The following is a 24299-nucleotide window of genomic DNA, read 5'->3' on the forward strand; positions in this document are numbered from 1 at the left end:
TGCTAGATGTACGGACATGCGCGTCCACCACCTCAACTGCGCCAGCATGGCGCCGCTCGGCGGCAGGCTGATCAACGGCGACGCCCCGCCGCACCGGGCGGCCACGCTGGTCGCGCACTGCCTGCTGATCGAGACCGGGCAGGGCCTGGTGCTGGTGGACACCGGACTGGGCGTGGACGACGTGCGCACGCCGGGCAGACTGGGCGCGCTGTTCCGGCTTTCCTGCCGGCCGAAGCTGGCCGAGGCCGAGACCGCGGTGCGGCAGATCGCCCGGCTGGGTTATTCACCGGCCGACGTCCGGCACATCGTGCTGACCCACCTCGACCTGGACCACGCGGGCGGGCTGGCGGATTTCCCGCAGGCCAAGGTGCATGTGCATGCTGATGAATACGCCGCGGCAATGGCCAGGCGGTCCCTGGGGGAACGTTCGCGCTATGTGCCCGCGCAATGGGCACATCACCCGGACTGGGCCACATACAGCACGCGGGAGGGCGAGCGCTGGTTCGGCTTCGAGGCCGTGCGGCAACTCGACGGACTACCGCCGGAGATCTTGCTGATTCCACTGGCCGGACACACCCACGGCCATAGCGGAGTCGCGGTGGCCGCGCCAGGGGACCGCTGGCTCTTGCACGCGGGAGACGCCTACTTCTTCCACGGCGAGGTCAATGCGCAACCGTCTCGCGGCACACCAGGGCTGGACCTATTCCAAACCGTGGTGGCGGTCAACCGGACAAAACGTCTGGACAACCAGCGCCGCCTGCACGCGCTCGCGGCGGCCGAACCGCAACGGATTCAGGTCTTTTCCGCACATGATCCGCTGGAGTTCGAACGCTGCCGCGAAGGCGCTGCCTGACCCGTCCAGACAGGCTTCGCCTTCGCGGCAGCGCGAAGAACCGCGAGTCAGGAAGCGTGCGCTTCCTGGAACTTCACGACCAGCTCCTGCGGGATACGGCCGCGCTCGGACACCTGGTGGCCCTGGGTGCGAGCCCACTGCCGAATTTCCTGGTTGCGGTCGCGCTCGCCGGCGGCCTTGGCGCCGCCGCCGCGGGTGGCCCGCTGCTTGCGGCCGCCGGTACGCCGGGCTGCCCCGACATACGACGCGACCGCGTCGCGAAGAGCCGCCGCATTGTCCGCGGACAGGTCGATGACGTAGTCGACACCGTCAAGCCCGAAGGAGACGCTCTCCTCGGCCTTGGACCCGTCGAGGTCGTCCACCAGCTCGACCGTGACTTTCTCCGCCATTTGCACTCCCCGTTTGGATAGGTGGCTCGTGGCAGTAAATATCCGAACGGGCGTGAAGTCAAATTTCCGGGTGGAGCGGCAACCAAGATGTGACCGGGTCGTGTGATGGGGCAACCGGAATGATAAGGACTTCGGAGACCTGCTGGCCGGGGTCGACAGTGATTCGGAGACCTGCTAGCCAGGGTCGACTGTGATTCGGAGACCTGCTAGCCAGGGTCGACAGTGATTCAGCGGACGGCCGCGCCGTGGTAGAAGAAATCTCCGAAGCCGATGGTGAAGACCAGCAGGCCATAGAGCCCGTGCTCGACCCAGGCGGCGAACAGGGAGCGGGTGCGGCGGTATCGGTTGCTGAAGATCCAGCCGCCGATGACCGTGAGTACCACGCTCAACACGTTCCCGAAGATGATGTGCACGAAACCGAAGGCGGCCGCACTCGCGGCGACCATTCCCAGCCCGTTGCCGAAGACCGGGGCGTACCGGTGGAACAGGAACGCCCGGAAGATGAGTTCCTGCGGGTAGACTGACAGCAGCGGGTAGAACAGCATGACGAACAGCCACACCGTCGGGTTGTTCCTCGGCAGCTCGAACAGGCGTTCCGGGCTGAACAGCCACAGCGAGACCAGGCCGAGCACGGCGGTGGCGCCCCACAGCAGCAGCATCCGCGGCAGCACCGGCCACAGCGCCCTGGCCCGCCAGAAGTTCGCCCGGTCGAAGTCAGGCTGGCGGCGCAGGTAGACAACCGCGACCACGCCGAGCACGACGAGCAGTGGAATGGGTCCGCCGGGAATGCGGAAGACGGTGTAGATCGTCACCGCCCCGAAGAACAACAGGAGGAACTCGGCGGCGAGGTAGTTGCGGCGACTCCGGCCGACACCGGGTTCGACCGCGTCGGCGGTGGTCGTCATGTCCGCCGACCTTACCCAGCACAACTGAGGATCTCTTCAGTTTTCCCTCGGCCAGTGCCCGCCGCGGAGCAGACCGTCCTGTTTCGCCCGTGACCAGTAGTCACCGGCCCGCTCGGCCAACTGGGCGTAATGCGCGCAGACCGCGCCGAGCGCGCTGTCCACCACCTCGGCAGGCAACCGGCGCAGCCAGGCCGCCCACACCGGACGGCGAATGGGCGGGTCCACCGGCAGCACCACCACGTTGTCATCCGGCCAGGCCCCGGCCAGCGGGGTGGCCAGGCTGACCGCCTGCCCGGAGGAGACCAGGTTGCGCACCGTGTTCGAGGAATCGGCCACGTGTAGCACGTGTGGGCGAATTCCGGCGGAGGCGAACACGGCGCTGCACACCTGGGCGAGCACGGTGTCCGGCGGCGGTGCGACCCAGCGGTCCACGGCCAGTTCGGCCAGGTGCACCGAATCCGCCCCTGCGCACCGATGGGCCGCGGAAAGTGCCACGTAAATCGGTTCATGCAACAGAATTTCGGCTTGGGCACCCGGCGGTAACGAGGGTTGCGTCCCTGGCGGGCCATAGCCGAGCGCGAGATCGGCTTCCCCGCGCTCCAGTGCCTGCACGGCCAGGTCGGGGGTGGTGGTCAGGGTAGCCACCTGGACCTCGGGCAGGGCCTGGGTGAGCCGGGCGGTCAGCTCGGACACGCCGATCGGGTAGGTGGCCAGCCGGAGCTGCACCTGCCCCTGACCAGCGGCGACGACATCGGCCCTGAGCTGCTCGGCGAGTTCCTCGGCCCGCCGGGCGTGGCTGTAGAGGGCGTGCCCGGCCGGGGTGAGCGCGACCGCGCGGGTGCTGCGCCGCAGCAGGGTGGCGCCCAGGCTGCGCTCCAGCCGCTGCACCTGGCGGGACAGACCGGACTGTGGAACACCCAGACGTGCCGCGGCGCGGGTGAAGTTCAGCTCCTCGGCGAGCACCCGGAAAGCCTTAAGATGCCGGAACTCGATATCCATGCCCACCCTGCATCAATCTTGGTCACCCGTTGGTATTTCCGCTTGTCCGTCGGCCGCTGTTGCAATGCGCGCGGCGCATAACCGCAGTTCGTTCCGTGAGCGTGCCGCTTGGACACGGAGGTGTCCAGCCGGGCCACGTCGAGGAGGCAATGAACGTGAAGGTCAAGAAAATCCTGACAGCCGGGCTGGCTGTGCCGGTCGTGGCAGGTTCCCTGCTGCTGGCCGGTGGCCCGGCGGGTGCCGCGGGCACGGCATCCCAGCAGGCCCAGTCCGACTACACCGTGCTGGTCGCCGACGGCGCCAGCCGGGAAGCCGCGATCCGCGCGGTGCAGGCTGCCGGCGGCACCGTGACCAAGGAGAACGCCGCCATCGGCGCCCTGGTCGTGCGGGCCCCACAGCAGGGCTTCATCACCCAGGTCGCGGGCAACAAGGACGTGGGCGGCGCGACCAGGGCCCGGCCGGTCGGCCAGGCGCCCAAGCAGAAGCTGGAGAAGGCCAAGCGGGACGCGGTGGAGAAGGAGTCCGCGGGCAAGCAGGCTCCCGAGGAGAAGAAGGCCCCGGCCGCCGTCGGCATGGACCCGATGGACGAGGCGCTGTGGGGCCTGAAGATGCTCCGCTCCGACCTCGCCCGGTCCAAGCAGCCCGGCAGCAAGAAGGTCGCCGTCGGCATCCTGGACACCGGGGTCGACGGCAGCCACCCGGACATCGCGCCGAACTTCTCCAAGGAGCTGTCCCGCAACTTCACCACGGACCTCCCCTATGACGAGAACGGCGCCGTGGTCGACGGCGAGTGCGAGTACCGCGGCTGCGTGGACCCCAACGACCACGACGACAGCGGCCACGGCACGCACGTCGCGGGCACCATCGGCGCGGCGGTCAACGGCTTCGGCGTCTCCGGCGTCGCGCCCGGCGTGACCCTGGTGAACATCCGCGGCGGCCAGGACAGCGGCTTCTTCTTCCTGCAGCCGGTGGTGGACGCGCTGACCTACGGCGCGGACGCGGGCCTGGACGTGATCAACATGTCCTTCTACGTCGACCCGTGGGCGTTCAACTGCGTGGCCAACCCGGCCGACACCCCCGAGCAGCAGCTCGAACAGCGCACCACGATCAAGACGATCAACCGCGCGCTGAACTACGCGCACAACAAGGGCGTCACCCTGGTCGGCGCGCTCGGCAACAACCACGAGGACCTCGGCAAGCCGCGGACCGACAAGTCGAGCCCGAACTTCCCGGCCGGCAACACCCACGAGCGCCCGATCGACAACGCGAGCTGCTTCGACCTGCCGGTCGAGGGCGCGCACACCATCGGCGTGTCCAGCCTCGGCCCGTCCGGCAAGAAGTCGGACTTCTCCAACTACGGCCTGGAGCAGATCTCGGTGGCCGCCCCCGGCGGTTACACCCGCGACTACTTCGGCACCCCGTGGTTCAGCACCAACGAGAACCGCATCCTGTCCTCCTACCCGAAGAACGTCCTGCAGGCCGAGAAGCTGGTGGACGCGGACGGCAACATCACGCCGGCGGGCGTGACGGCCGGGGTGAAGAAGTACGTGCAGGGCGACAAGGTCGGCTACTACCACTACCTGCAGGGGACCTCGATGGCCTCCCCGCACGCGGCCGGTGTGGCGGCGCTGATCGTGAGCCAGTACGGCAAGAACGACAAGAAGCACCCCGGCACCCTGACCCTGGCGCCGGACAAGGTGGAGAAGGTGCTCTACGGCACCGCGCAGAAGCGCCCCTGCCCGACCCCGCGCACGGTGGACTACCTGAAGGAGGGCCGGAGCGCGGAGTTCACGGCCACCTGTGAGGGTGACACCAAGTTCAACGGGTTCTACGGGCACGGGATCGTGGACGCGTGGAACGCGGTGACCCGCGGCGCGGAGTTCGCCAAGTAGTCACTGGTTTTCTTCAGTCGCCCCGCGGATCTCTCTGGTCCGCGGGGCGATTGCCGTTCCAGATGATGTGCAGCCCGGCGCGGTGCCGCAGCGGGGCGAGGATGGCCGGATCGGCGCAGGTGATGTCCAGGCGACGCAGGGCTTTCATCGCCAGCAGTGAATCGGTGTCCAGATTCCCCGGCTCTCCGTGCAGCTCGATTTCGAGGTGTTCGAGCCGAGGGGCGGCGGTGAGCACGGACAGATCGCTGACGTCCTCGATGCCGATCAGCCGGAGCTGCTTCAGCTTGGGCAGTGGCGGGAGTAGGCCCAAGGTCGCCGGCCCGGTCACATTGAGGTAGCGCACGCCATTGGGCACGTCTCGCAGGTCGAAGAAGCGATCGACGGTCAGGCTCCGGAGACCGCGCAGATGCCGCACCGCCGGTTCGGCATCCACAACCGACAGTTCTAGTTCGGCGAGGACGCTGCGTGCGTACTCGTCCCGGTCGAACCAGTCCCATACCGCCAGCAATTCGTCCTGGACCGCCTGCCGGTTGTCCCCGGCGAATCTGGCCAGCAGCGGTATTGCCTCGGGCAGTCTGGTCTCCGCCATCGCTCGAACGGTGGCCACGGCTTCGTCCTCGGTTCGGGGTGTGGTGTTCGCGAGCAGGTCGAGGCCAAAAACTCCGGTGGTGGCGAACACCTTCGCCACGGTGCGCGAACTGGGTGGCACCAGACCGGCGGCCTGGCGCTGGATTTTGGTGCGCAGCTTGGCGCTGAGGTCCGGGGCGGTTTCCAGGCAGGCCAGGGCGAGCAGGTGCGATTCAGGATTGCGCTGGCCCTTGGTCAGGCCGGTGAGCAGTGCCTCGCGCTGACGGCTGGAGGCGTGGCCGACCGCCAATACGAAGACCTCGTGCCAGCTGTGCGCGTTCTTGAGCAGCACCTCGACGTCGTCGAAGTCCTGCACGGCCGCGCGGGCGGCGAGGTATTCCTGGAAGGTCCGGTGCACGAAGTCGACCCGGCCCGCCACCGGTTCGCGGAGCAGGCCGGAGCGGACGAGCAGGTGCCGGTAAATCTCCTCCGGCTCAGCCTGGACCTGGGCCATCGAACGCAGGCGGCGGCCAAGCTGCCCGATGGCGCGGGCGATTTCGACGTCACTGCGTTCGTTGCGGATCAGCCAATACGCGAGATCGCCCAGTAGCAGGGTTTTCTCGGTGCGGTTGAGGCCGGCCGGGGTGGGAATGCGGCGTTCGGCGTCGCGGCGTTCCAGCAGCATGTGCAGGGCGACCTCGTACAGCTCCATCCGGTTGTCCGGCAGCGCGGCCCGGCGGTCCTTGTGTAAGGCGCAGAGCAATGCGCACAGCAGTGGGTAGCCCGCCAAACGGCGGAGGTGGTTGCGGGTGTCCAGCTGGGTGCGCAGGTTCTGGTGGTAGGACTCGATTTCCGCCTTGGCCTCCTCGTCCGCGCACATCGACTGCATTGCGGCGTGCCAGCGCTGCACGAAAGTGCGGACATCGGCCGGGGTCATCGGCTGGAGGTCGAGGCTGAGGAAGCCGTCGGTGGCCAGCCAGTCCGGTTGAGCCGCGCCGGGGCGGGAGGTGATCACCCAGCGGGCTTCGGGGAAGGTCAGGGTCAGGTAGCGCAGCCAGTCGCGGGCCTCTTCGCGGCGGTGCGGGGCCAGCTCGTCCACGCCGTCGATCAGGACCACCGCGTGGCCGCCGCGGAGGTGTTGCTGCACCCAGCCCTTGGGCATCTCGTCGGCGATGTGCCTGCCGACCTCGTCCAGGAACCGTTCCGGGGTGGGCAGTTCGCGGTCGGCGTAGCGGCGCAGCGGAACGAAGAACGGGATGGTGTTGTTCCAGGCGGCCAGGGTTTCCGGGAAGTCGCGGCGGGCGCTGCGCACGGCGATCCAGTGCAGCAGGGTGGTTTTGCCGAGTCCTGCCTCGCCGCGGATGAAGAGCTTGGGGCTCCTGGCCAGTAGTTCCTCGACGCGGGCTGGTCTGCCGTCCTCGGTGTCGGCGGTGAGGCTGATGTAGGCGACGCTGAGCGGGTAGCGCCTGCTGGCGTCGTCCAGGGTGACGCCGAAGAGTTCGACGTAGTCGAGTTTGCGGGCCACCTGCTGGCGGTAGTCGTAGTCGAAACCGGCGCCGCGGTCGCGCTGGGGCAGGCGGGCCAGCACCTCGCGGATGCCGTTGATGATCTCGGTGTCCCGCTTGAGCAATTCGGTCAGGGCTGCGGTGCTGAAGGTGGGCAGGCCGCGGGCGATCTCGATGACATAACCGCAGGACTCGCGCAGCAGCAGCGCGTAGAGGGCCTTGGCGTCGGTGGCGAGCAGGGTGTCGTGGCCGGGGGCCTGGCGGCGCAGCGCGCGGTCCAGGTGCCGGGCGTCCAGGTCGGCGGCGAAAAGGTCCTTGTCCACCAGGGCGGCCTGGGCGAAGGTGTCCTGGACCGCGAGCACCGCGGCGGTCCGCTCGTGTTCGGGCAGGGTGGCGAACTCGGTGTCAATGATGGGTTCGAGCCGGTCCACCACGGCTTCGGCGAAGGTCTCCAGCATCCGGGCGAAGCGGCGCCTGTCCCGCTGGCTGCCGAACCGCTCGGAGACCAGGTCGACCGCGCTGGCGCCCACCTCGGCGGCGATTTTGTCGTCGGCCAGCCACAGTTTGGCTGCGGTGCGCACGGCGGCGGTGCCCAGCTTGAGCAGGGCGGCTTCGACCAACACCTGGCCCATTCAACACCTGAGCAGGCACGCTAGTCATCCGACAAGGTCCATTGTGGACTTTCGAATGGCGATCTGGCCAGTTGTTGGTTCTGGTTCAGGTTATGAACAAGAACCTGCCGGTGTTCCAGACCCGGTTCCTCCGAGTTGTCATGGCGCTGCTGGTGGCCTTCGGGGCACTGGCGGTTGCTCCGGTCGCGGCCGCCGCGCCCGCCGAGCCCGGTTCGACAGTGGTCGAGCAGCAGGGCAAGAAGAAGGCCAAGGTCAAGACCAAGGCGAAGAAGCAGAACAAGGTCAAGAAGGGCGAGGAGTTCGCCATCGAGGGCTCGATGGAGGACCTGACCGGCGAACGCTCCGCCGCCCTGTTCGGCTCGGTGATCCTGCAGTCCCAGACCAGCGCGGGCCTGTGGGTGAACCTGGGCAGCCCAAGCCCCTGCCGCCCCAACGGCACGTTCACGCTGTCCCTGCGGGTGCAGACCTCGTTGACGCTGCGAGTGTTCGCGCCGGAGACCGACGTCTACGTGGCGGCCTCGTCCTCGGTGTTCGCGGTCATCGCCGTCTAGTCCGGTTCGGGGAGGCCACGGTGGAGCCGGGATCGGGGCCCTGACACCGGCCCCACCGTGACCTCACACCGGAATCCGCCTGGCCAGGGGCAGCGCGTGAGCCTCGGCCAGGAGGCGTCCGGTGCTGGTGGGCGCGTCCGCGCGTGCTGGCGCGGATGGTCAGTGCCGGGGCCCACCACTAGGTTGTCGCCCGGGACCGCCGCGTCCCGCAAAAAAATCTTCCCGACTTTTCGCCGACTGCCCTGACTTGTGCTGTGACCAGCCGAAACTCCGGAACTTCGCACCGCCGCGAACGGTGAACTTGCCCTTGCCCACCAGCGGCCTGGCCTTGTCCTTGCCGTGTGCGGGCGGCGCAGACTTGTCCTTGTCGCCTGCGCGTGGCGGAGCCGTGGAGTCCGGCGGCCTGCCGGGTGTGGAGTGGGCGGGATCGGACTGGGTGGTGTTGGGCTGGGCCGGGCTGACCGGTGTGCTGCCTGCGATCGGGCCGGGGTCGGGTGAGATCGGCTTCGGCAGTTCGACCAGCGCCAGCGGGGGTGGTTCCGGGGTGGGGCCGGTGCCCGGCAGGCTGGGCAGCACGGCCAGCGAACCCAGGGCCAGCGGGACGGTGACCGCGGTCAGCGCGACCTTGACCCCGGCCGCCTTCCCGGCGCCCAGCCAGCGCCAGATACCGCCGAAGGCCAGGCAGGCAGGCAGCACCGCGGCGGCGGCCAGCCTGCGCAGCAGCCTGCGGGCGCGGGTCAGGTGGGATTCGACCGAGCGTGCGCTCAGGCCCATCTCGGTGGCGATCTGCTCGTGCGGCATACCGGCACCCGCGCGCTGGACCACCTCGCGGGTGGTGCTGGGCAGCTCGTCCAGTGCGGCGGCCATCCAGCGGGCCTGGTCCCGGTCCGCGATGGCCTCGGACGGGTCGCTGCCGGTGATCCGGGTCTGCGCGTCACTGCGGGCCAGCGCGGTCTGCTCACGTCTGCGGCGGCGCAGCTGATCGACGAAACGCCGGCGGGAGACCGTGGTCAGCCAGGCCTCCGGCCGTTCCACCGGCGTGCGGTGCGCTCCGGCCAGCAGATCGACCACCGCGTCCTGGACGCAGTCCTCGGCCTGTTCCTTGCTGGCGCCTGCGGCGCGGATGCGAACCACTGCCTGTTGGGTGGCGGCGGCAAGTCGCTCCTGGTCCATGCACTGCCCCCAGGTCGGCGCGTGTTCGGAGCACGATCGTGACACATGGTCGCGCGGACCAGCCAGCGTCGTTATATGGCCTTAGTGATGATTTCTTCCAGTACGCAGTTGCGGGCCTGGTGCGGAACTCCGCACCAGGCCCGCAACACGGGATAGCTCAGGCGACCAGCTTGGCCGAGATGATCACGTTGTCCTGGTAGCTGTGCGCCGCCTTGTCGAAGGCGCCGCCGCAGGTGATCAACCGCAGGATCGGGTCGGGGCTGTCGCCGTAGACCGCCTCGGTCGGGAACTCGTTCTTGGGCTTCTGTTCCTTGGTGGTCACGACGAACTTCACCTCCTTGCCGTCACTGCGCTTGACGAAGACCTCGTCACCGGTGGCCAGCTCGTGCAGCTTGTAGAAGATGCCGGGCTGCTTGTTGCCGTCGACGTGGCCGAGGATGATCGCCGGGCCCTTGTCGCCGGGCACCGGGCTCATCCGGTACCAGGCGGCCTGCATCGGCTTGTCCGCCTTGGGCACCTCGAGCGACCCGTCCGGGTTGATCGCGGTGCTGATCAGCGAGGACTGCGCGTTGAGCTTGGGAATGCGCACATCCGTCGGCTTGAGCTTGGCGCCTGCTTCGGCAGCGGCCGGGGTGCTGGTCTGCGGCGCGGAGGTCTGCGGGGTGGCGGGTTCGCCGCCGCCGCACGCGCTCACCAGCAACGCGGTGGCCAGCAGGACGGTGGCCGCGAGCCCGCGGCCACCGGTCAGCTTGGTCATCTGCATGCTCAGGCGGTGCCGCCGAAGCCGGTCTCCACGCCGCCGCGCGGGGTGAAGCCGATCTGCGAGTTCTTCTTGCCCTTGCCCGGCTTGCCGAGCACCGGGGTCTTGCCGCCGCCCGGGGTCTCCTCGCCGATCACGCGGAAGGAGAAGCTCAGGGTCTTGGCGCCGCACTTGGCGGTGATCTGGTACTCGCCCAGCTCGACCCCGGCCTTGAGCTTGGCCAGCGCGACGTAGACGCGCGGGTCGACCTCGCTCTGGATGGCCTCGTCGATGGTCAGCGCGACCGAGCTGATGTCGGTCGGCTTGGCGGCGGCGCAGCCGATCACGATCGCGGCCTGGGTCGGGTCGTTCGGGTTGCTGACCAGGCCGAAGATCTGGTCCTGCCACGGCTTGCCACCCGGGTCCGGCTTCTCGCTGGTCGAGGTGGTCGGCCGGGTCGAGGAGGTCGACGTGGTCGGCTTGGGGCTGGAGGTGCTGCTGGTCACCGGGCTGGTGCTGGACGGCGAGGTCGTCGGCACCGCGCTGGAGGTGGTGGTGGCCGCCGCCGAGGAAGTGGTGCCGGGCGGGGTGGTCGGAGTGCTGGTCTGCGCGAGCGCCATCGGCGCGGCGATGACAGCCAGCACGGCCGCGCCGGCGACGGCACGGGTCAACAGGCCCAAAGGCTTCTTCAAGGTATTCCCCACATTGTGTACGCGCCCCCAGGCGCGATCCCAGTCCCCCCGGGAAGTCCGGTTGGGATGGGGCGAGCTTGCCCGAAGAGGCAGCTCAACGTGTAACCGGAATGGGGTGAGAAAAAGCACCGGAAAGTGACGTAACGATCCACATCGGACAACCGATACACACTGTCGCAGACGTCGCCCGGCGTAAAATGGTCCGGCCGCGGTGTCCTCACTCACCGCGACCGGCGATGATCACTCTAGGCGCGGCTGCTGAGCGTGCGCTGAAGATACGCGTAGAACCCCGGCGAGGGGGTACCCGAGACCATGAGATCCGGTGTGGCGCAACAAGTTCCCACGGTGAGCGCGCGGGTCGGCCGCCGGGCGAGGCGGACTCGGCGCCGGATCGGGCGGGCTTGGGCCTTCGCTTATTTCCTGCTCGGCCTCCAGGTGTTCACCCTCGCCCTGGGCACCCACGGTGACGCGGCCCTGCAGTACCTGGCACTGCTCGCGTTCAGCCTGTTCCTCTACGTGCTGCGGCATGAGCCGAACGTGGCCAAGGTGGCCGGCGTGGTGGTGTTCTTCGCCGGGGCCCGGATGCTGGCCCTCGACGAGAGCCACGCGGGCTGGCTGGTCGGACTGGCCGCGCTGGCCGGACTCACCGTGGCGCTGGTGCCGACCTGGCCGCAGCCCACCCCGTGGGCGCGTTCGGCAGGCGCCCGCGGACCTGACGAAAGTCAGGGGTGACCGCTGCCGATCGCGCACTGTGGACGGTGGGGTGCGCTGCCTAACTTTGGGTGAGTGTCCCTGATACCCGACGTGAGCATCGACCTCTACCGCGCAGTCACCGGTTTCGCCGCCAGCACCCCGGAATGGGTGCGCACGGCAGTCGAATTCGGCACCGACGGCGGCCTCTTCGTTTTTGGCGCCTTCTTCCTGATCCTGTTCTGGCGGGCCCGCGACCGCGCGCCCGCGGCGCTGGCCACCGCGCTCGCGGTGCCGCTGGCGGTGGCGGGCAGTTACCTGCTCTCCGAGGTGCTCAAGCTGATCCTGCAGGAGGAACGGCCCTGTCGCGCGGTCGCCGGCGCCGCGGTGCTGACGCACTGCCCGCCGGTGGGCGACTGGTCCTTTCCCAGCAACCACGCCACCCTGGCCGCCGCCTCGGCCGCCGCGCTGGCCTACGTATGGCGGCGCACCGCGCTGTGGCTGCTGCCGCTGGCGGTGCTGATGGCCTACTCCCGGGTGTTCCTGGGCGTGCACTACCCGCACGACGTGCTCGCCGGGTTCCTGCTCGGCGTGCTGCTCGCGCCCGCACTGGCCTTCCTGGCCGTTCAGCTGCTGGAGCCGGTGCTGGCGCGGTGGGTTCAGTCCAGGCCGCGGACCAGTCCGGCCTCGTAGGCCAGGATCGCCGCCTGCACCCGGTTGCGGACGCCGAGCCTGCTCAGGATGGTGCTGACGTAGGCCTTCACGGTGCCCTCGACCAGGTGCAGGCGGCGGGCGATCTCCGCGTTGGACAGGCCGCCGCCGAGGAAGGCCAGCACCTCTCGCTCGCGTTCGGTGAGCCGGGCGGTCTGCTCCCTGGCCGCCGCGCCACGGGCCATCAGGCCGCCGCTGAGTTCGGTGAGCACCCGGTGCGCCACCTTGGGCGAGAGGTAGGCCGCGCCCTCGGCCACCGCGCGCACCCCGGCGATCAGCTCCCGCGGATCGCCTGCCTTGAGCAGGAAACCGCTGGCCCCGTCGCCGAGCGCGCGGGCGATGTAGGCGTCCTCGGAGAAGGTGGTGAGCATGACCACCGCGGTCGCCGGGACCAGGCGGCGGATCTCGGCGCAGGCGGCCAGTCCGTCCAGCTTGGGCATCCGGATGTCCAGCAGCACCACGTCCGGCCGCAGCTCGCGCACCCGCTCGACCGCCGCCTGCCCGTCCGCGGCCTCGCCGACCACCTCGATCTCCGGGTCCACGGCCAGGATGGCCCGGACCCCGGCCCGGATCACCGCCTCGTCGTCGGCCAGCACCACTCGGATCACCGCAGCCCCCGTGGGATCACGTACTTGAGGATCAACGTCTCGCCCGCGAAGCAGAGCTGGTGCACGTCGACCTGGTTGAACACGCCGGTCGAGGAACGGTAGTACGCGCAGCGCACCCCCGCCTCCGGCTGCACCCCGCGCTCCGAGGGCGGGTCGGCCATCTCGTAGCGCGGCAGCACCTCGGCCAGTTCCGCCCGGCTCTGGCCGGTGCGCAGCTCGGTGAACGGACCGGGTTTGAGCACCGAGTTGACCGTGATGAACAGGTAGACCGCGAGCACGCCCAGCACCAGCACGATGCCCGCGCCGACCGGGATGAACACCGCGGCGAGCAGGCCGTGCCAGACCCGGCGCTGGGCCGTGGCCAGCTGACTGGCCGATTCCGAACGTTCGGGCGGATCCGCTTGCGGGACAACGGATCTGCTCCGGTGTGGCAGCCGGGCGGCCACCCGGAACCCGCGCTGGTGCGGCCCGGCGTCCAGGCTGCCGCCGAGCAGCCGGACCCGTTCCCGCAGCCCGAGCAGGCCGCGCTGCCCGGAGGCCAGTCCGGTGCCGGGCTGCCGCGGCTGCTCGTTGACCACGGTCACCGCGGTCTCCCCGTCGCCGTGCTCGACCCGCACGGTGACCAGCGCGCCGGGGGCGTGTTTGGTGGCGTTGGTCAGCGCCTCCTGCACCACCCGGTAGAGCGCGCGGTCCACCATCGGCGGCAGGGTCGTCGCGCCGGTGCTCACCAGGTCGATGGCCATGCCGGAGGCGCGGGCGCGTTCGACCAGCTCGGCGACCTGCTCGCCGACCGGTTCCAGCGGCACCGGGTCGGTCTCATCGCGCAGGACGCCGATGATGTCCCGCAGGGATTCGGTGGCCGCGGTGGCGGTGGCGCGCAGTTCCCCGGCCGCGGTGCGCTGCCGCTCGCCCAGGTCGGGCGCGATCTCCAGGGCCCCGGCACGCAGGGCGATCAGGCTCAGTTCGTGGCCGAGCGAATCGTGCATGTCCTGGGCGATCCGGGCTCGCTCCCGCAGCCGGGCCCGGTCGGCCAGGATCCGCTGCTGGCTCTCCAGCTGCTCGGCCCGCCGCCAGCCCGCGGAGACCAGGTCCTGGTAGAGCCGCCAGCACCGGCCGACCAGCACCGGGAAGATCACCGCGAACAGCAGCACGTAGACGCCGGTGAACAGCTCGCCGACCGGCTGGGTGGCCAGGGTCAGCGCGAGCGCGCCTAGGGTGACCGCACCGGCCGGCCAGAGCAGCAGCGGTGGTCCGCGGTGCGGGCGGCGGCCGGCCAGGAAGCTGAGCGCGGTGAGCGGGAAGACGAAGTAGAGCAGCCAGGCGGTGCCCAGCAGGGCCAGGGCCAGGCCGAGGGCCGGGCTGATCCGGCTGACGAACACGGCCGTCCCGACCAGCAGCACGATGCCGGCCACGATCGGCCAGAACCACGGACTGGTCCGGGGAAGCTGCAGGCCACCGACGGTGATCAGGCTGAACGCCAGCCACAGCGACAGGTCGAGCAGCAGCGTCGACCGGGTCCAGCGAGAGCGCACGAGCGCGAGGCTACGCAGCCGGGTCCCTGGCCGGGTACTGCCGAAAGTCAACGGGGTGGCTGGCTTCGCACGCACTCGCTGTGCCAGCATCGACACACAGCGCGACCGCCAGCCTTGGGAGAGCCATGCCGGAACCAGTCCTCGCCGACGTCGCCGCCGCGCTGGCCACCGGCGGTTATGCCGGGCTGTACGAGCTGGTCAAGGTGCGCTTCGAGGTCGACCGGAAGGCCTCGCGGGCACTGGCCGCGGCCGGGGGCGCCGCCGAGGACTCGCCGCGGGTGCTCGAACTGACCGCCGCGCTGGCCAGGATCGTCGCGGTGGATCCGGAGTTCCGGGAGCGGCTGCGTGGGGAGTGGGACAAGGTGGACGTGTCCCAGCACGCCGAGACCGGCGGGGTGGTGAACCACATCTCCGGCAAGGTGACCGGGAACGTGGTGCAGGCCAGGGACATCCACGGCGACATCCGGTTCTGAGGCCGTAAGATCGCCGCTCGTGGCTGCGCAGCGGTGGGTGAAGGTGCCAATCGGGCCGCACAGTCCACAGTGGACCACAGTGCGGACTGGACGGACGGTGCTCGCGGTGGTGCACAACCTGACCGCCGCCACCCGCCTGCTGGACGTGCTGCCCCTGGTCGCCGACGATCCCCGGGTGCAGGTGGTGTTCACCTGTCCGGGCTCCTCGCCGTTTTCCGGGCGGACTGAGGAATGGCTGCATGAGCAGGGCATGGCGGTCATTCCGTGGAGCCAGGCGATCCAGGTCTCCTTCGACCTGGCGATAGCCGCCAGCTACGGCGGTGACCTGCGGGATCTGTTGGGCCCCTTGGTGGTTCTCCCTCACGGAATGGGCTACAATAAATACTCGCCCGGAAATCGGAAATCGGAAATCGGTTTTCGGTCTTTCGCCGCGCTGGCTGCTTTCCGATGATGAGCTGGTCCCGTCCCTGATCGTGCTCTCGCACGAGGAACAACTCGCCCGCCTGACCCAGGCGGTACCCGAGACCGCGGGCCACACCCTGGTCGCCGGTGACCCCTGCTTCGATCGCCTGCTCGCGGGCGCACCACTGCGCCCCAGCTACCGCGCCACCCTGGGCGCCACCGACACCCAGCGCCTGCTCCTGGTCACCTCAACCTGGGGCCCGGATTCCTTGTACGGCAAAGATCCCCTGCTGATCCGCCGCCTGCTCGAAGCCCTCCCCCTGGACGACTACTTGATCATGGTCGCCCTACACCCGGCAGTCTGGGACGCCCATTCCCCCTGGCAGCTCAAGCGCTGGCTGGCCGAGTGCACCCGAGCGGGCGCGATCGTGCTGCCACCGGAGGAAGGCTGGCGCGCCGCCACCATCGCCGCCGACCTGATCATCGGCGACCATTCGAGCCTTTCCTTCTACGCCGCGGCTCTCGGCCGCCCAGTCCTGCTGGCCACCGCCCCCGCCGACGCCGTCGACCCGGACTCCGCGGTCGGCAAGTTCCTCGCCATAGCCCCAAAACTCGACCCCGGCGCCGATCTCCGCAGCGCGATCGACCACACCATCAGCACGCACGACCCGGCAACTACCAGGTCCGTCACCAGCCTCGCCACCTCAGCCCCCGGCCAGTCAGCCTCGTTGCTGCGCAAGGCTTTCTACGACCTCCTGGCCCTCCCCGAGCCCACCACACCGGCCCACCTGGCCGCCCCACCCCTACCCCCAGCAGCCCCCGAACCCGTTGCCGCCCAACTGGTCCAGGTCGAGCTGGACCTCCCCAAGGCCACCATCACCCGCCACCCGGCCGAACTCCTCCGCCAGCACGCCACCATGCCCCCCGGCGCCCACCTGGCCACCAACACCACCGAGCCCTACCGCGCCTGGCTCGACCTGGCCGAGGTGGTCCTGCACACGCACACCCCGATCACGCCGGAATGGATCACCGCCACCCTGGCCGCCCTGCCCTCGTGCCAGGTCGCGGCCGGTCCGGTGGACGCGGACAGCTGGCTCGCGGGCACCCGGGACGGCCGGTTCTTCCGCTACCGGGCCGACGTGCTGGCGGGGCAGCTCGTGGCGTCGGTGTTGTGCGTGGCGGGTGATGTGCCGCCGGAGCTGACCATCGAGGTCGGCGGCCGTGCGCTGACCGTGCTCAGGAACTGAGCGGGCGCACCCGCTCAGCCTGTACGACCAGCCCTGCCCGGTCGTACACCGCGCACGCCTCGGCGTACCGCTGCCGGGCGGAGCCGGGATCCTGCTGGGCGGTCGCCAACTCGGCCAGTGCCTCCAGCACCCGGCCCTGTTCGAAGTCCTGCCCGTGCTCGGCGAACATCGACCGCGCCCGGTCCAGCGAGTCCGCCGCCTCGGCGAACTGCCCGGCGTCAGTGAGCCTGCGGCCACGCCACCAGGCGATCTTGGCCTGGTTGATCAGCTCGCCCTTGGCCAGCCCGCGGAACACCGGTTCGGCCTCGGCGAGCAGCGTGAGCGCGGTCTCGGCCTGTTCGACCTTGGCCAGGTGGAACTTGGCCAGCGCGGTCCGGCGCTGATCGTCGATCAGCGCAGCCAGTTCCAGGTTGCGCCGCAACGTCTCCAGCGCCTCGTCCGCACGGCCCTGGCCGAGCAGTGCCAGCCCGGTGCCCTCCACCGCGGTCGCCTCGGCCTCGGGATCGCCTGCCTGCCGCGCCGGGTCGATCCCGGCGTGGAAGGCCGCGTACGCCTGCTCGAACAGCTCGCGGTGCTGGTAGGCGAACCCGGTCTGCACGTGCAGCAGGCTTTCCACCGCGGCCAGACCGAGCCGCCGGGCCGCCCACAGCCCGATCTCGTTGACCGCCAACGGATCCTCGAAGTGCTTGCCCGGTTCGTACAGCGACCACAGCACCACCGCGAACTGGCAGACCGCCCGGTGCTCCGCGACGGTGTCGGCCAGTTCCACCAGCGCCCGCAGGTTGGCGGTCTCCGCCTGTAGCCACTCGCGCGGATCAGCCAGCGCCGGATGCGCCTGGTCCACCATCAGCTCTGGGAACAGCCGCCGCCGCCACGGCCGGTTGCCGGAGATCTCGCTGTCCGCGGCGACCGCGCCGCGCAGGTACCAGTCGAGCAGCCGCCGCAATGCCAGGTCGGCCTGGCCGTCCTCATCCAGCCGCCGGGCCAGTTGCGCCGCGTGCGCCCGGACCAGCCGGTGCACCCGCCGCTGGTTGAGCACCCGCTCCACCAGCCGCAACGCGCTCAGCTCGCGCAGCCCTTCGAGCACCTCGGGCTCGGTGCCGCCGGTCAGCGCGACCAGGGCGCCCACGCTGAGGTCGGCGGTGCCCGGGTGCAGGCCGATCGCCAGGTAGCAGCGCTGGGCGCGGTCGCCGAGCCGCCGGTAGGCCGCGTCGAAGACCACCGCCATGGGCTGCCCGTCCGCGGTCGGCATCCGGGTCACCCCGCTGTCATCGCCGAACTCGGCGACCAGATCGGCCAGGCTCAGGTCTTCGTCGGCGGCCAGCATCCCGCCGATCGTGGTCACCGCGATCGGCAGCCCGGCGCACTGCGCCAGCAACGCCTCGGCCGCGGCCGGCTCCTCGGTCATCCGTGAGCCTGCGTCCTGGGCGAGCAGCTTCCTGGCCATGTCCGGTTCCAGCGGGGCGATGTTGATCAGCTCGCCGCCGAGTCGTCTGAGGGTGCCGAAATTGCCGCTGCCGGTGACCACGACCACCGACCCGCCGCGTCCCGGCAGCAGCGATTCGACCTGGGTGGCCAGCGCGGCATCGTCGATGAGCAGCTGGAAGGCCCGGCCCTCGGTGACCGAGCGGAAAACCGCGCCGAGCCCGCCCGCGTCGGCGGGCAGCGCCCCGCGCTCGAAGCCCAGGGCCAGCAACGCCTCGGTCAGCGCCGCGCCGACGGTGCGCGGCTGCTCGCTGCCCGCGCCGAGGTTGAGGTAGAGCTGCCCGTCCGGGAAGTCCGCGGCGCAGTGGCGCAGGAAGTGCAGGGCGACCGTGGTCTTGCCACTGCCCGGAATGCCCAGCAAGACCTTGAGCTTGGGCGCGTCCAGCTCGGGCCGCTCGGACATCCCCGCCGCGAGCGAGCCGAGTACCCGCTTCTGGTTGACCAGGTTGGCCACCCCCTGCGGCAGCTGGCTGGGCCGCGGCAACGGCCGCGCCGCGGTGTTGACCTGCAGGTGGACACCGCCATGGGCAGCGCCCACCTGCACGAGGTTGTGCGCGGTTCCCTCGAAGTGGTTGCCCGGCCGCTCATCCCGCATGACTCAGCTCCCCCGCAAGTTCGACCTGGTCAGCCTACTCACAGGGTTACCGGTCCCGCACGGTTCGTGATCGTCAGCGGACGGTGTGCCTGATCTGCGGCACCAGATCGCCCTGCCGCCCCACGCCGACCGCCCACACCGCGTTCGACCCGGGCACCGTGCTCACCGCCCTGGTCACGATCCCCGGATCGGACCACCGCTGCCAGCCGTTCGCGGCAGGATTCCACCGCAGCAGCACCGAAACGGCCCCCTTGCCGCCCGCAGCCAGCAACTCGCCACTGGCCGTCCGGCCGATCGAGCGCAGCCGACCGTCCGGAATGGACGGAACCCGGGTGCTCGCCCAGGTAGAGCCGTTCCAGCGCAGGGCCAGTGGCTGTTCCACGCCGTTGATCGTGGTCGCGCCGACGGCCCAGGCCTCGGTGGGGCCGAGGCTGGTCACGGCGCTGAGCCAGCTGTGTCCGGTGACGGCGGGGGCTGGTTCGGTGCGCCACTGGCCGTTGGTCAGGCGCAGGATCAGTGGGCGCTGGGGCTGGGCCGGGGTGGCGAACTGGGCGCCGACGGTGAGGGCCTGGCCCGCGCCGAGGGAGACGACGCCGTTGAGTTCGCCCTTGCCCAGGGCGGGCAGCGGCTGGCGGCGCCAGGCCGTGCCGTCCCAGCGTTGTACCGCGGGGGTGGCGTTCTTGATCGAGCCGGGGACCGCCTTGCCCGCCAGCCAGACGGCGTTGTGCTCCGCCAGGGCAAGGGATTCCGGGGTCATCGTGCCGCCGGGGTCACTGGCCAGGGCGCGGCGGACCCAGCTGGAGCCGGTCCATTGGGCGGTACCGGCACCCGCGGCCCACATATCGGTCGCGGACCGGACCGCCAGCGTTTGCGGGAAGCTCTCCGCTGGCAGGATGGAGTGCTGGGTCCAGCTCCGGCCGTCCCAGCGCAGGGCCAGTGCGTCCGCCGCGGTGTTGCTGCGCAGGCGATAGCCCACCGCGTAGGCCTGGGTGTCGCCGAGCGCGGCCACCGCGGTGAGATCGCCCTTGGTCACCGGCGCGGGCACCGCCCGCCAGTCCTGGGCCACCGCGTTGGAGGTGGGCGCGGCCAGGATGCCCAGCGCGCACAACGCGGTCATGGTCGTCGCGGCCCAGCGCGACACGGTCCGCCCGCTCATCGCACACTCCGCTTCACCACGAAGTCGAACCGCCCGCCGTAGGCGCTGGAACCGTTGGCGTTCAACAGGATCGTACAGGAACGGTTGATCAGCGCGTCCTGCGCGTTGAGCGCGGCGAAGTCCCGCCCGTAGGCCACGGTGTTGTCCGGGAAGTACAACTGCGTCACCAGCACCGGTCCGCCCGGCGCCTGGACCTGGGTGTGGATGTGCGGGGCCCGGCGGCCCCAGCGGCCGTAGTAGTCCCGCGGGATGATCGTCTCCAGCCGGTAACCACCATCGGCCCCGGTGCGCTGGTGGCCGCGCAGGGAGAACCCGCTGACGTCGTAGTCACCGTGCTGGTCGCACTGCCAGAACTCCAGCAGCGCACCGGGAATCGGCTTGCAGGCGGGGTCGTAGACCACCCCGCGCAAGGACAGGAACACCCCGGTGACGGACGGGGTGCGCAGATCGGTCCGCTCCGGCGACTCGGGCCGGAACAACGGACCCTCCATCGCCGCCGGGGTCTCATGCCCGGAACAGGCGGGTGTCACCGGCAACGGCGAACCGTCGCCAGGCGGCCGAACCGGTTGTCCCATGGCCGCCACAGCGGGCTGACCGCTGGCGGTGACCCCGCCAGCCACCAGTGCCACCGCGGTCACCCCCAGCGCGCCGGATCGGATGAACTGTCGTCGGGAACTTGCCTGCGTTGGTGCGTCATCGCGCCACATGATTCAAAGTTAAACTAGATCAGCCGGTCCAGGTGTCCCCCAGAGGACGGATGGCCACCAGACTTTCGTGGTTAAGGTCTGGATATGTCGACGCGCCAGGACACCCGCCAGGTGCTCTTCGTCGTGCACACGGTGGCCTCCGCGAACCGCCTGCTGGACCTGGTGCCGATATTCGACTCCGACCTCCGCGTCGAACTGTTGTTCACCTGTCCGGACGCCTCGGCCATTCCCACCGGGGTGGACCACTGCTTCGCCCAGCTCGGCATCCTGCCGATTCCCTGGACCCAGGCGCTGGACCGCAAGTTCGACCTCGCGATCACCGCGAATCACCGGGGCGACCTGCGCAAACTCAGTGCGCCATTGATGATTGTCTCGCACGGAGTGGGCTATACTAAGAATTCAGCCCGGAAAACGGAAAACGGAAAACGGAAAACGGAAAACGGAAACACGGTCTACGGTCTGACCCGGGACTGGCTGTTGCACGACGGCGAAGTCATTCCGGACGCCCTCGTCCTTTCCCATCGCGAGCAGTGGCACCGCCTGGCCCGTGACGTGCCGGAAGCGCTCGGCACCGCGGTGCTCGCCGGCGACCCGTGCCTGGACCGCCTGCGCGCCAGCGCCTTCCTGCGCGAACGCTACCGGGAACGCCTCGGCGTGCGCCCGCACCAGCAGCTGGTGGTGATCTCCTCGACCTGGTTCAGCCGCTCGGTCTTCGGCTCGTGGCCGGACCTGTTCCGCCAGCTCATCGCCGAACTGCCGTTCGATGAGTACCGGGTGGCCGCGATCCTGCACCCGCACGTGTGGTTCGGCCACAGTCCGCACCAGTTGCGCCTGTGGCTGGCCGACTGCCTGCGCGCCGGTCTGCTGCTGGTGCCGCCGGTGGAGGGCTGGGGCGCGACGCTGGTGGCGGCGGACGTCATAGTCGGCGATCACGGCGCGGTGACCACCTACGGGGCCGCGCTGGACCACCCGGTGCTGCTGGCCGCGTTCCCGGAAGCCGATGTGGCGCCGGGGACCTGCGTGCACGAGCTGGGCAGGCGGGCGCCACTGCTCGACCGCGACCGCCCGCTGCGCCCGCAGCTCGACCAGGTCATCGCCGAGTTCCGGCCCGGTCAGCATCACGCCGTCGCCGACCTGGTCACGGACCTGCCGGGGGAGGCCGCCGCCCGGCATCGCGCGCTCGCCTACGAACTGCTGGGCCTGGCCGAACCAGAGGAGCCGGTGCTGACACCGCCGCTCGATCCGGACCGGCTGATCCCCGGCACCCACGGAAAACCCGGTGCTGCCTTGGCTTTCCGGGTCACCGGCGAGGTCAGGGCGGACGGCGTGGTCACCCTGCGGCGGCATCCGGCCGATGTGTTCCGGGCCCGGCCGCTGGCCGCGCCACGGCTGACCGACCAGCACCTGGTGGTGCACTCCGAGCACCCCGACCCGGCGCTGCGGCAGGCCGCGGAGATCGTCTTCTGCCACCCGGCGGAACTGGGTAGTGGCCCGGACATCCTGTTGGCAGCCAACCCGTTCTGCGCCCTGCTGGCCGAACTGACCGCCGACGGCTGCGTGTTGCACCACCGCGACGGCAGCCGGATCCGGCTGACGCCCGACGCCGCCGTCGACCCGCTGGCGCTCGCCTCCGCCGCGTTCCTGCACGAGAAGCCGCCGGAACGGTTCGTCGTGGAGATCGCGGCGCAGCGGGTGGCCGTCCGGGTCTCGCCAGGTTAGTCCGCGATACCGAGCCGCGCGTTGATCTGCCGGATCGGTTGCCGGTACTGCTCGTCGCCGGTGAGGCCGACCAGCAGGCGCAGCACGGTCAGCATGCTGCGCACCGAGCCGTCCGCGGTGAAGATCGTCAGCGCTTCGCGCAGCAGCTCGACCGCGCCGGGATCGGCCAGCCCGGCCAGCGCCTCGCCGTTGACCTGCAACACCTTCGCCCGGTTGTCCGATTCGCCCGCGGTGTCGAAGAAGCCCGCGATCTCGGGCTCGGCCAGCTCGCGCACCGCGTCCGCGAACCGCTTCGCCGCCACGAACAGCCGGGCGCGCTGCAGCCGGAGCAGGGCCAGCATCCGCGGGCGTTCCGCGGCGGGCGCCTCGAACGCGGCCGTCCAGGACTGCTCGTAGTACCCCAGCGCGCCCTCGGCATCGCCCAGCCTGGCCCGGATCTTGCCCAGCCACTCGTAGCTGCTCTGCACCTGGATCAGGCCGACCTCGCCGCCGAGTGCCCCGGCGATCTCCAGCGCTTCCTGGAACTCCGCGGCGGCCTGCGCGTACTCGCGCACGGCGAAGTGCGCGGACCCGAGCTGGGACAGCATCCGCATGATCGCCGCCGGGTTCGCCGCCCGGCGCGCGGCGGCCAGGCCTGCCCGGTGCGTGGCCAGCCAGTCCTCGTAGTGCCCGTGCACGTGCAGCAGGCCCCACAGCGCCTCGCAGAGCTGCCAGGTCAGGTCGTCGAGCAGGTACTCCTCGGCCTGGAAGACGGCCAACCGCAACATCTCGCGCTGCTGTTCGAGCTGGGCGAGCAGCCCGGCCCGCTGCACCCGGTCGGCCAGTTCCACCGAGAGGTAGGGCAGGTACAGCGGGTTGATCCGCGGCCGCCGGGACAGCCGCGCGTCTTTGTCCACAGTGGACCGCAGCGCACGGGTGAGGATCCGCTCGACGGTGCTCCGGCGCTCCGACTCGGGCAGCCCGGCCTTGACCTCGGCCCGCGCGTGCCACCACACCGGCCGATCAAGCCGGATGTGCTCGCCGTCCTCGGTGACCAGGTTGGCCCGCACCAGCTGGTCCAGCGCCCGCCGGGCCGATCGCTCGAGCAGTCCGGTCAGGTCCAGCGCGTCGGCGACCCCGGCCACCGGCGCCGGGTGCAGGCCGAGCAACCGGAAGAGCCGGGCCGCCTCTGGCTCCAGCCGCCCGCAGGTGAGCCGGAGGCCCTTGGCGACCAGCTCCTGGTCCTCGGGGTCCAGCGCGTCCAGCCCCAGCTCGACGAACTCGCTCAGGTTGGACTCGGTCCGCCGCGGTTCCCGGTGGAACAGCCCGGCCAGGATCTTGATCAACTGTGGATTGCCCTGGCAGCCGGCCAGCGCTGCGGCCACCAGCTGCGGATCGGCCTGGTCGAACCGGTCCCCGGTCAGCCTGCGGAGCAGTTCGGCGTCGTGCGGCTCGGTCATCCCGGCCACCTCCAGCGGGGTGAAGGCCTCCCGTTCGACCCAGCGCTGCTGCTCGTCCGCGATCACCACCAGCGCGGATCCGGGTGAGTGCACCAGGAACGGCTCGATCTCGGCCCGGCCGCGCACGTCGGTGAGCACGATCAGCAGCCGCCGCCCGGCCATCAGGGTGCGCAGCCGCGCGGCCTGCTCGGCGAGCCCGGCCGGGATCTCCGCCCTGGGCACCCCGAGCGCGGCCAGCGCCTCGCGCAGGGTGGCCGCCGGGCCGAGCCGGTCATCGCGTTCCGCGCTGGACAACGAGATGTAGAGCGTCCCGTCCGGGAACAGCTGCTCGTGGTCCAAGCCCGCCTTGGCCACGAGGCTGCGCCGACCACTGCCGATCCGGCCGGTGACCGCGATCCGGGCCAGCCGCAACTCGGTCCAGGCGGCCTGGAACTCCCGCTCCAGCTTGGTCAGCAGCTCGTGCTGGTTGGTGAACCGCGGATCAGGGGCCAGCAACTGCCGGGGGATGTCCACCCGCGCAACGTTGTTGATGGTCAGCGAGCCGATATCCCTGGCCAGGACCGCGTTGCCGGAGACCTCGCCGCTGATCGAGTTCTCGGTCCCGTCCCCCTGCTGCTTCGCCACGCCATCCGACCCTA

At 70.3% G+C, this 24299-nt stretch carries 22 protein-coding genes; 9 read left to right on the top strand and 13 right to left on the bottom strand.

Annotation, left to right across the window (positions count from 1 at the left end; all coding sequences use genetic code 11):
- Positions 1-16 precede the first annotated feature (16 nt).
- Entirely contained in the window at positions 17-853 is an 837-nt protein-coding gene (locus ACTOWY_RS09910) for an MBL fold metallo-hydrolase (RefSeq protein ID WP_441309298.1), read from the top strand.
- Positions 854-900: 47 nt separating this feature from the next.
- Here the strand turns inward: ACTOWY_RS09910 and ACTOWY_RS09915 are convergent, their stop codons facing one another.
- From ACTOWY_RS09915 to ACTOWY_RS09925, 3 genes are all read right to left on the bottom strand, one after another.
- Positions 901-1242, bottom strand: a complete 342-nt coding sequence (locus ACTOWY_RS09915; RefSeq protein WP_185000687.1) for a histone-like nucleoid-structuring protein Lsr2 — start codon at positions 1240-1242, stop codon at positions 901-903.
- Between the two features lie 227 nt (positions 1243-1469).
- Entirely contained in the window at positions 1470-2147 is a 678-nt protein-coding gene (locus ACTOWY_RS09920) for a CPBP family intramembrane glutamic endopeptidase (RefSeq protein WP_247755369.1), read from the bottom strand.
- Positions 2148-2183: 36 nt separating this feature from the next.
- Positions 2184-3146, bottom strand: a complete 963-nt coding sequence (locus tag ACTOWY_RS09925; RefSeq protein WP_441309299.1) for a LysR family transcriptional regulator — start codon at positions 3144-3146, stop codon at positions 2184-2186.
- A gap of 149 nt (positions 3147-3295) precedes the next feature.
- On the opposite strand from ACTOWY_RS09925, the gene ACTOWY_RS09930 reads away from it, so the two are divergent.
- Entirely contained in the window at positions 3296-5038 is a 1743-nt protein-coding gene (locus tag ACTOWY_RS09930) for a S8 family serine peptidase (protein WP_441309300.1), read from the top strand.
- Between the two features lie 13 nt (positions 5039-5051).
- Here the strand turns inward: ACTOWY_RS09930 and ACTOWY_RS09935 are convergent, their stop codons facing one another.
- Positions 5052-7742 (bottom strand): NACHT domain-containing protein, encoded by a 2691-nt coding sequence (locus ACTOWY_RS09935; protein WP_441309301.1) that lies wholly within the window; start codon positions 7740-7742, stop codon positions 5052-5054.
- 92 nt (positions 7743-7834) lie between these two features.
- On the opposite strand from ACTOWY_RS09935, the gene ACTOWY_RS09940 reads away from it, so the two are divergent.
- Positions 7835-8293: a hypothetical protein gene (locus ACTOWY_RS09940; RefSeq protein ID WP_441309302.1), complete on the top strand. Its 459-nt coding sequence runs from the start codon at positions 7835-7837 to the stop codon at positions 8291-8293.
- 159 nt (positions 8294-8452) lie between these two features.
- Here the strand turns inward: ACTOWY_RS09940 and ACTOWY_RS09945 are convergent, their stop codons facing one another.
- The 3 genes from ACTOWY_RS09945 to ACTOWY_RS09955 form a co-directional block, all read right to left on the bottom strand.
- On the bottom strand, positions 8453-9466 hold the full coding sequence (locus ACTOWY_RS09945; protein ID WP_441309303.1) for an RNA polymerase sigma factor: 1014 nt from the start codon (positions 9464-9466) through the stop codon (positions 8453-8455).
- A gap of 157 nt (positions 9467-9623) precedes the next feature.
- Complete coding sequence (locus tag ACTOWY_RS09950; protein WP_441309304.1) at positions 9624-10229, bottom strand: class F sortase; 606 nt, start codon at positions 10227-10229, stop codon at positions 9624-9626.
- A 2-nt stretch (positions 10230-10231) separates the two neighbouring features.
- The gene (locus tag ACTOWY_RS09955) at positions 10232-10897 is read right to left on the bottom strand and encodes a hypothetical protein (RefSeq protein WP_441309305.1); all 666 of its coding nucleotides are present in this window, start codon (positions 10895-10897) and stop codon (positions 10232-10234) included.
- A gap of 345 nt (positions 10898-11242) precedes the next feature.
- On the opposite strand from ACTOWY_RS09955, the gene ACTOWY_RS09960 reads away from it, so the two are divergent.
- Together ACTOWY_RS09960 and ACTOWY_RS09965 are read left to right on the top strand one after the other, a co-directional pair.
- Positions 11243-11629, top strand: a complete 387-nt coding sequence (locus ACTOWY_RS09960; protein WP_441309306.1) for a hypothetical protein — start codon at positions 11243-11245, stop codon at positions 11627-11629.
- Positions 11630-11683: 54 nt separating this feature from the next.
- Positions 11684-12280 carry a phosphatase PAP2 family protein gene (locus ACTOWY_RS09965; protein ID WP_441309307.1) on the top strand — a complete coding sequence of 199 codons (597 nt, stop codon included), beginning with the start codon at positions 11684-11686 and terminating at the stop codon, positions 12278-12280.
- On the opposite strand, the gene ACTOWY_RS09970 is transcribed toward ACTOWY_RS09965, so the two are convergent.
- Both ACTOWY_RS09970 and ACTOWY_RS09975 read right to left on the bottom strand, forming a co-directional pair.
- Positions 12247-12906, bottom strand: coding sequence for a response regulator (locus ACTOWY_RS09970; protein ID WP_441309308.1), 660 nt, complete (start codon positions 12904-12906; stop codon positions 12247-12249). The two genes, ACTOWY_RS09965 and ACTOWY_RS09970, sit on opposite strands and share 34 nt — an antisense overlap.
- Positions 12903-14438: a sensor histidine kinase gene (locus ACTOWY_RS09975; protein WP_441309309.1), complete on the bottom strand. Its 1536-nt coding sequence runs from the start codon at positions 14436-14438 to the stop codon at positions 12903-12905. Before ACTOWY_RS09975 ends, ACTOWY_RS09970 begins: the two co-directional genes overlap by 4 nt.
- A 125-nt stretch (positions 14439-14563) precedes the next feature.
- On the opposite strand from ACTOWY_RS09975, the gene ACTOWY_RS09980 reads away from it, so the two are divergent.
- From ACTOWY_RS09980 to ACTOWY_RS09990, 3 genes are all read left to right on the top strand, one after another.
- Positions 14564-14911 (top strand): hypothetical protein, encoded by a 348-nt coding sequence (locus tag ACTOWY_RS09980; RefSeq protein ID WP_441309310.1) that lies wholly within the window; start codon positions 14564-14566, stop codon positions 14909-14911.
- 97 nt (positions 14912-15008) lie between these two features.
- Positions 15009-15362, top strand: coding sequence for a hypothetical protein (locus ACTOWY_RS09985; protein ID WP_441309311.1), 354 nt, complete (start codon positions 15009-15011; stop codon positions 15360-15362).
- A gap of 22 nt (positions 15363-15384) precedes the next feature.
- Positions 15385-16560 carry a hypothetical protein gene (locus tag ACTOWY_RS09990; protein WP_441309312.1) on the top strand — a complete coding sequence of 392 codons (1176 nt, stop codon included), beginning with the start codon at positions 15385-15387 and terminating at the stop codon, positions 16558-16560.
- On the opposite strand, the gene ACTOWY_RS09995 is transcribed toward ACTOWY_RS09990, so the two are convergent.
- The 3 genes from ACTOWY_RS09995 to ACTOWY_RS10005 form a co-directional block, all read right to left on the bottom strand.
- Positions 16550-18640, bottom strand: coding sequence for a hypothetical protein (locus tag ACTOWY_RS09995; RefSeq protein ID WP_441309313.1), 2091 nt, complete (start codon positions 18638-18640; stop codon positions 16550-16552). The two genes, ACTOWY_RS09990 and ACTOWY_RS09995, sit on opposite strands and share 11 nt — an antisense overlap.
- A 73-nt stretch (positions 18641-18713) precedes the next feature.
- A complete protein-coding gene (locus tag ACTOWY_RS10000) occupies positions 18714-19796 on the bottom strand; it encodes a hypothetical protein (protein WP_441309314.1) in 1083 nt (360 codons plus the stop codon).
- Complete coding sequence (locus ACTOWY_RS10005) at positions 19793-20425, bottom strand: dioxygenase family protein (protein ID WP_441309315.1); 633 nt, start codon at positions 20423-20425, stop codon at positions 19793-19795. The genes ACTOWY_RS10000 and ACTOWY_RS10005 overlap by 4 nt, the downstream gene beginning before the upstream one ends.
- Positions 20426-20587: 162 nt before the next feature.
- On the opposite strand from ACTOWY_RS10005, the gene ACTOWY_RS10010 reads away from it, so the two are divergent.
- Positions 20588-22222 (top strand): hypothetical protein, encoded by a 1635-nt coding sequence (locus ACTOWY_RS10010; protein ID WP_441309316.1) that lies wholly within the window; start codon positions 20588-20590, stop codon positions 22220-22222.
- Here ACTOWY_RS10010 and ACTOWY_RS10015 read toward each other — a convergent pair.
- Positions 22219-24285 carry a hypothetical protein gene (locus tag ACTOWY_RS10015; protein WP_441309317.1) on the bottom strand — a complete coding sequence of 689 codons (2067 nt, stop codon included), beginning with the start codon at positions 24283-24285 and terminating at the stop codon, positions 22219-22221. The two genes, ACTOWY_RS10010 and ACTOWY_RS10015, sit on opposite strands and share 4 nt — an antisense overlap.
- Positions 24286-24299: the final 14 nt, after the last annotated feature.

Source organism: Crossiella sp. CA198 (assembly GCF_052078295.1).
Taxonomy (GTDB): domain Bacteria; phylum Actinomycetota; class Actinomycetes; order Mycobacteriales; family Pseudonocardiaceae; genus Crossiella.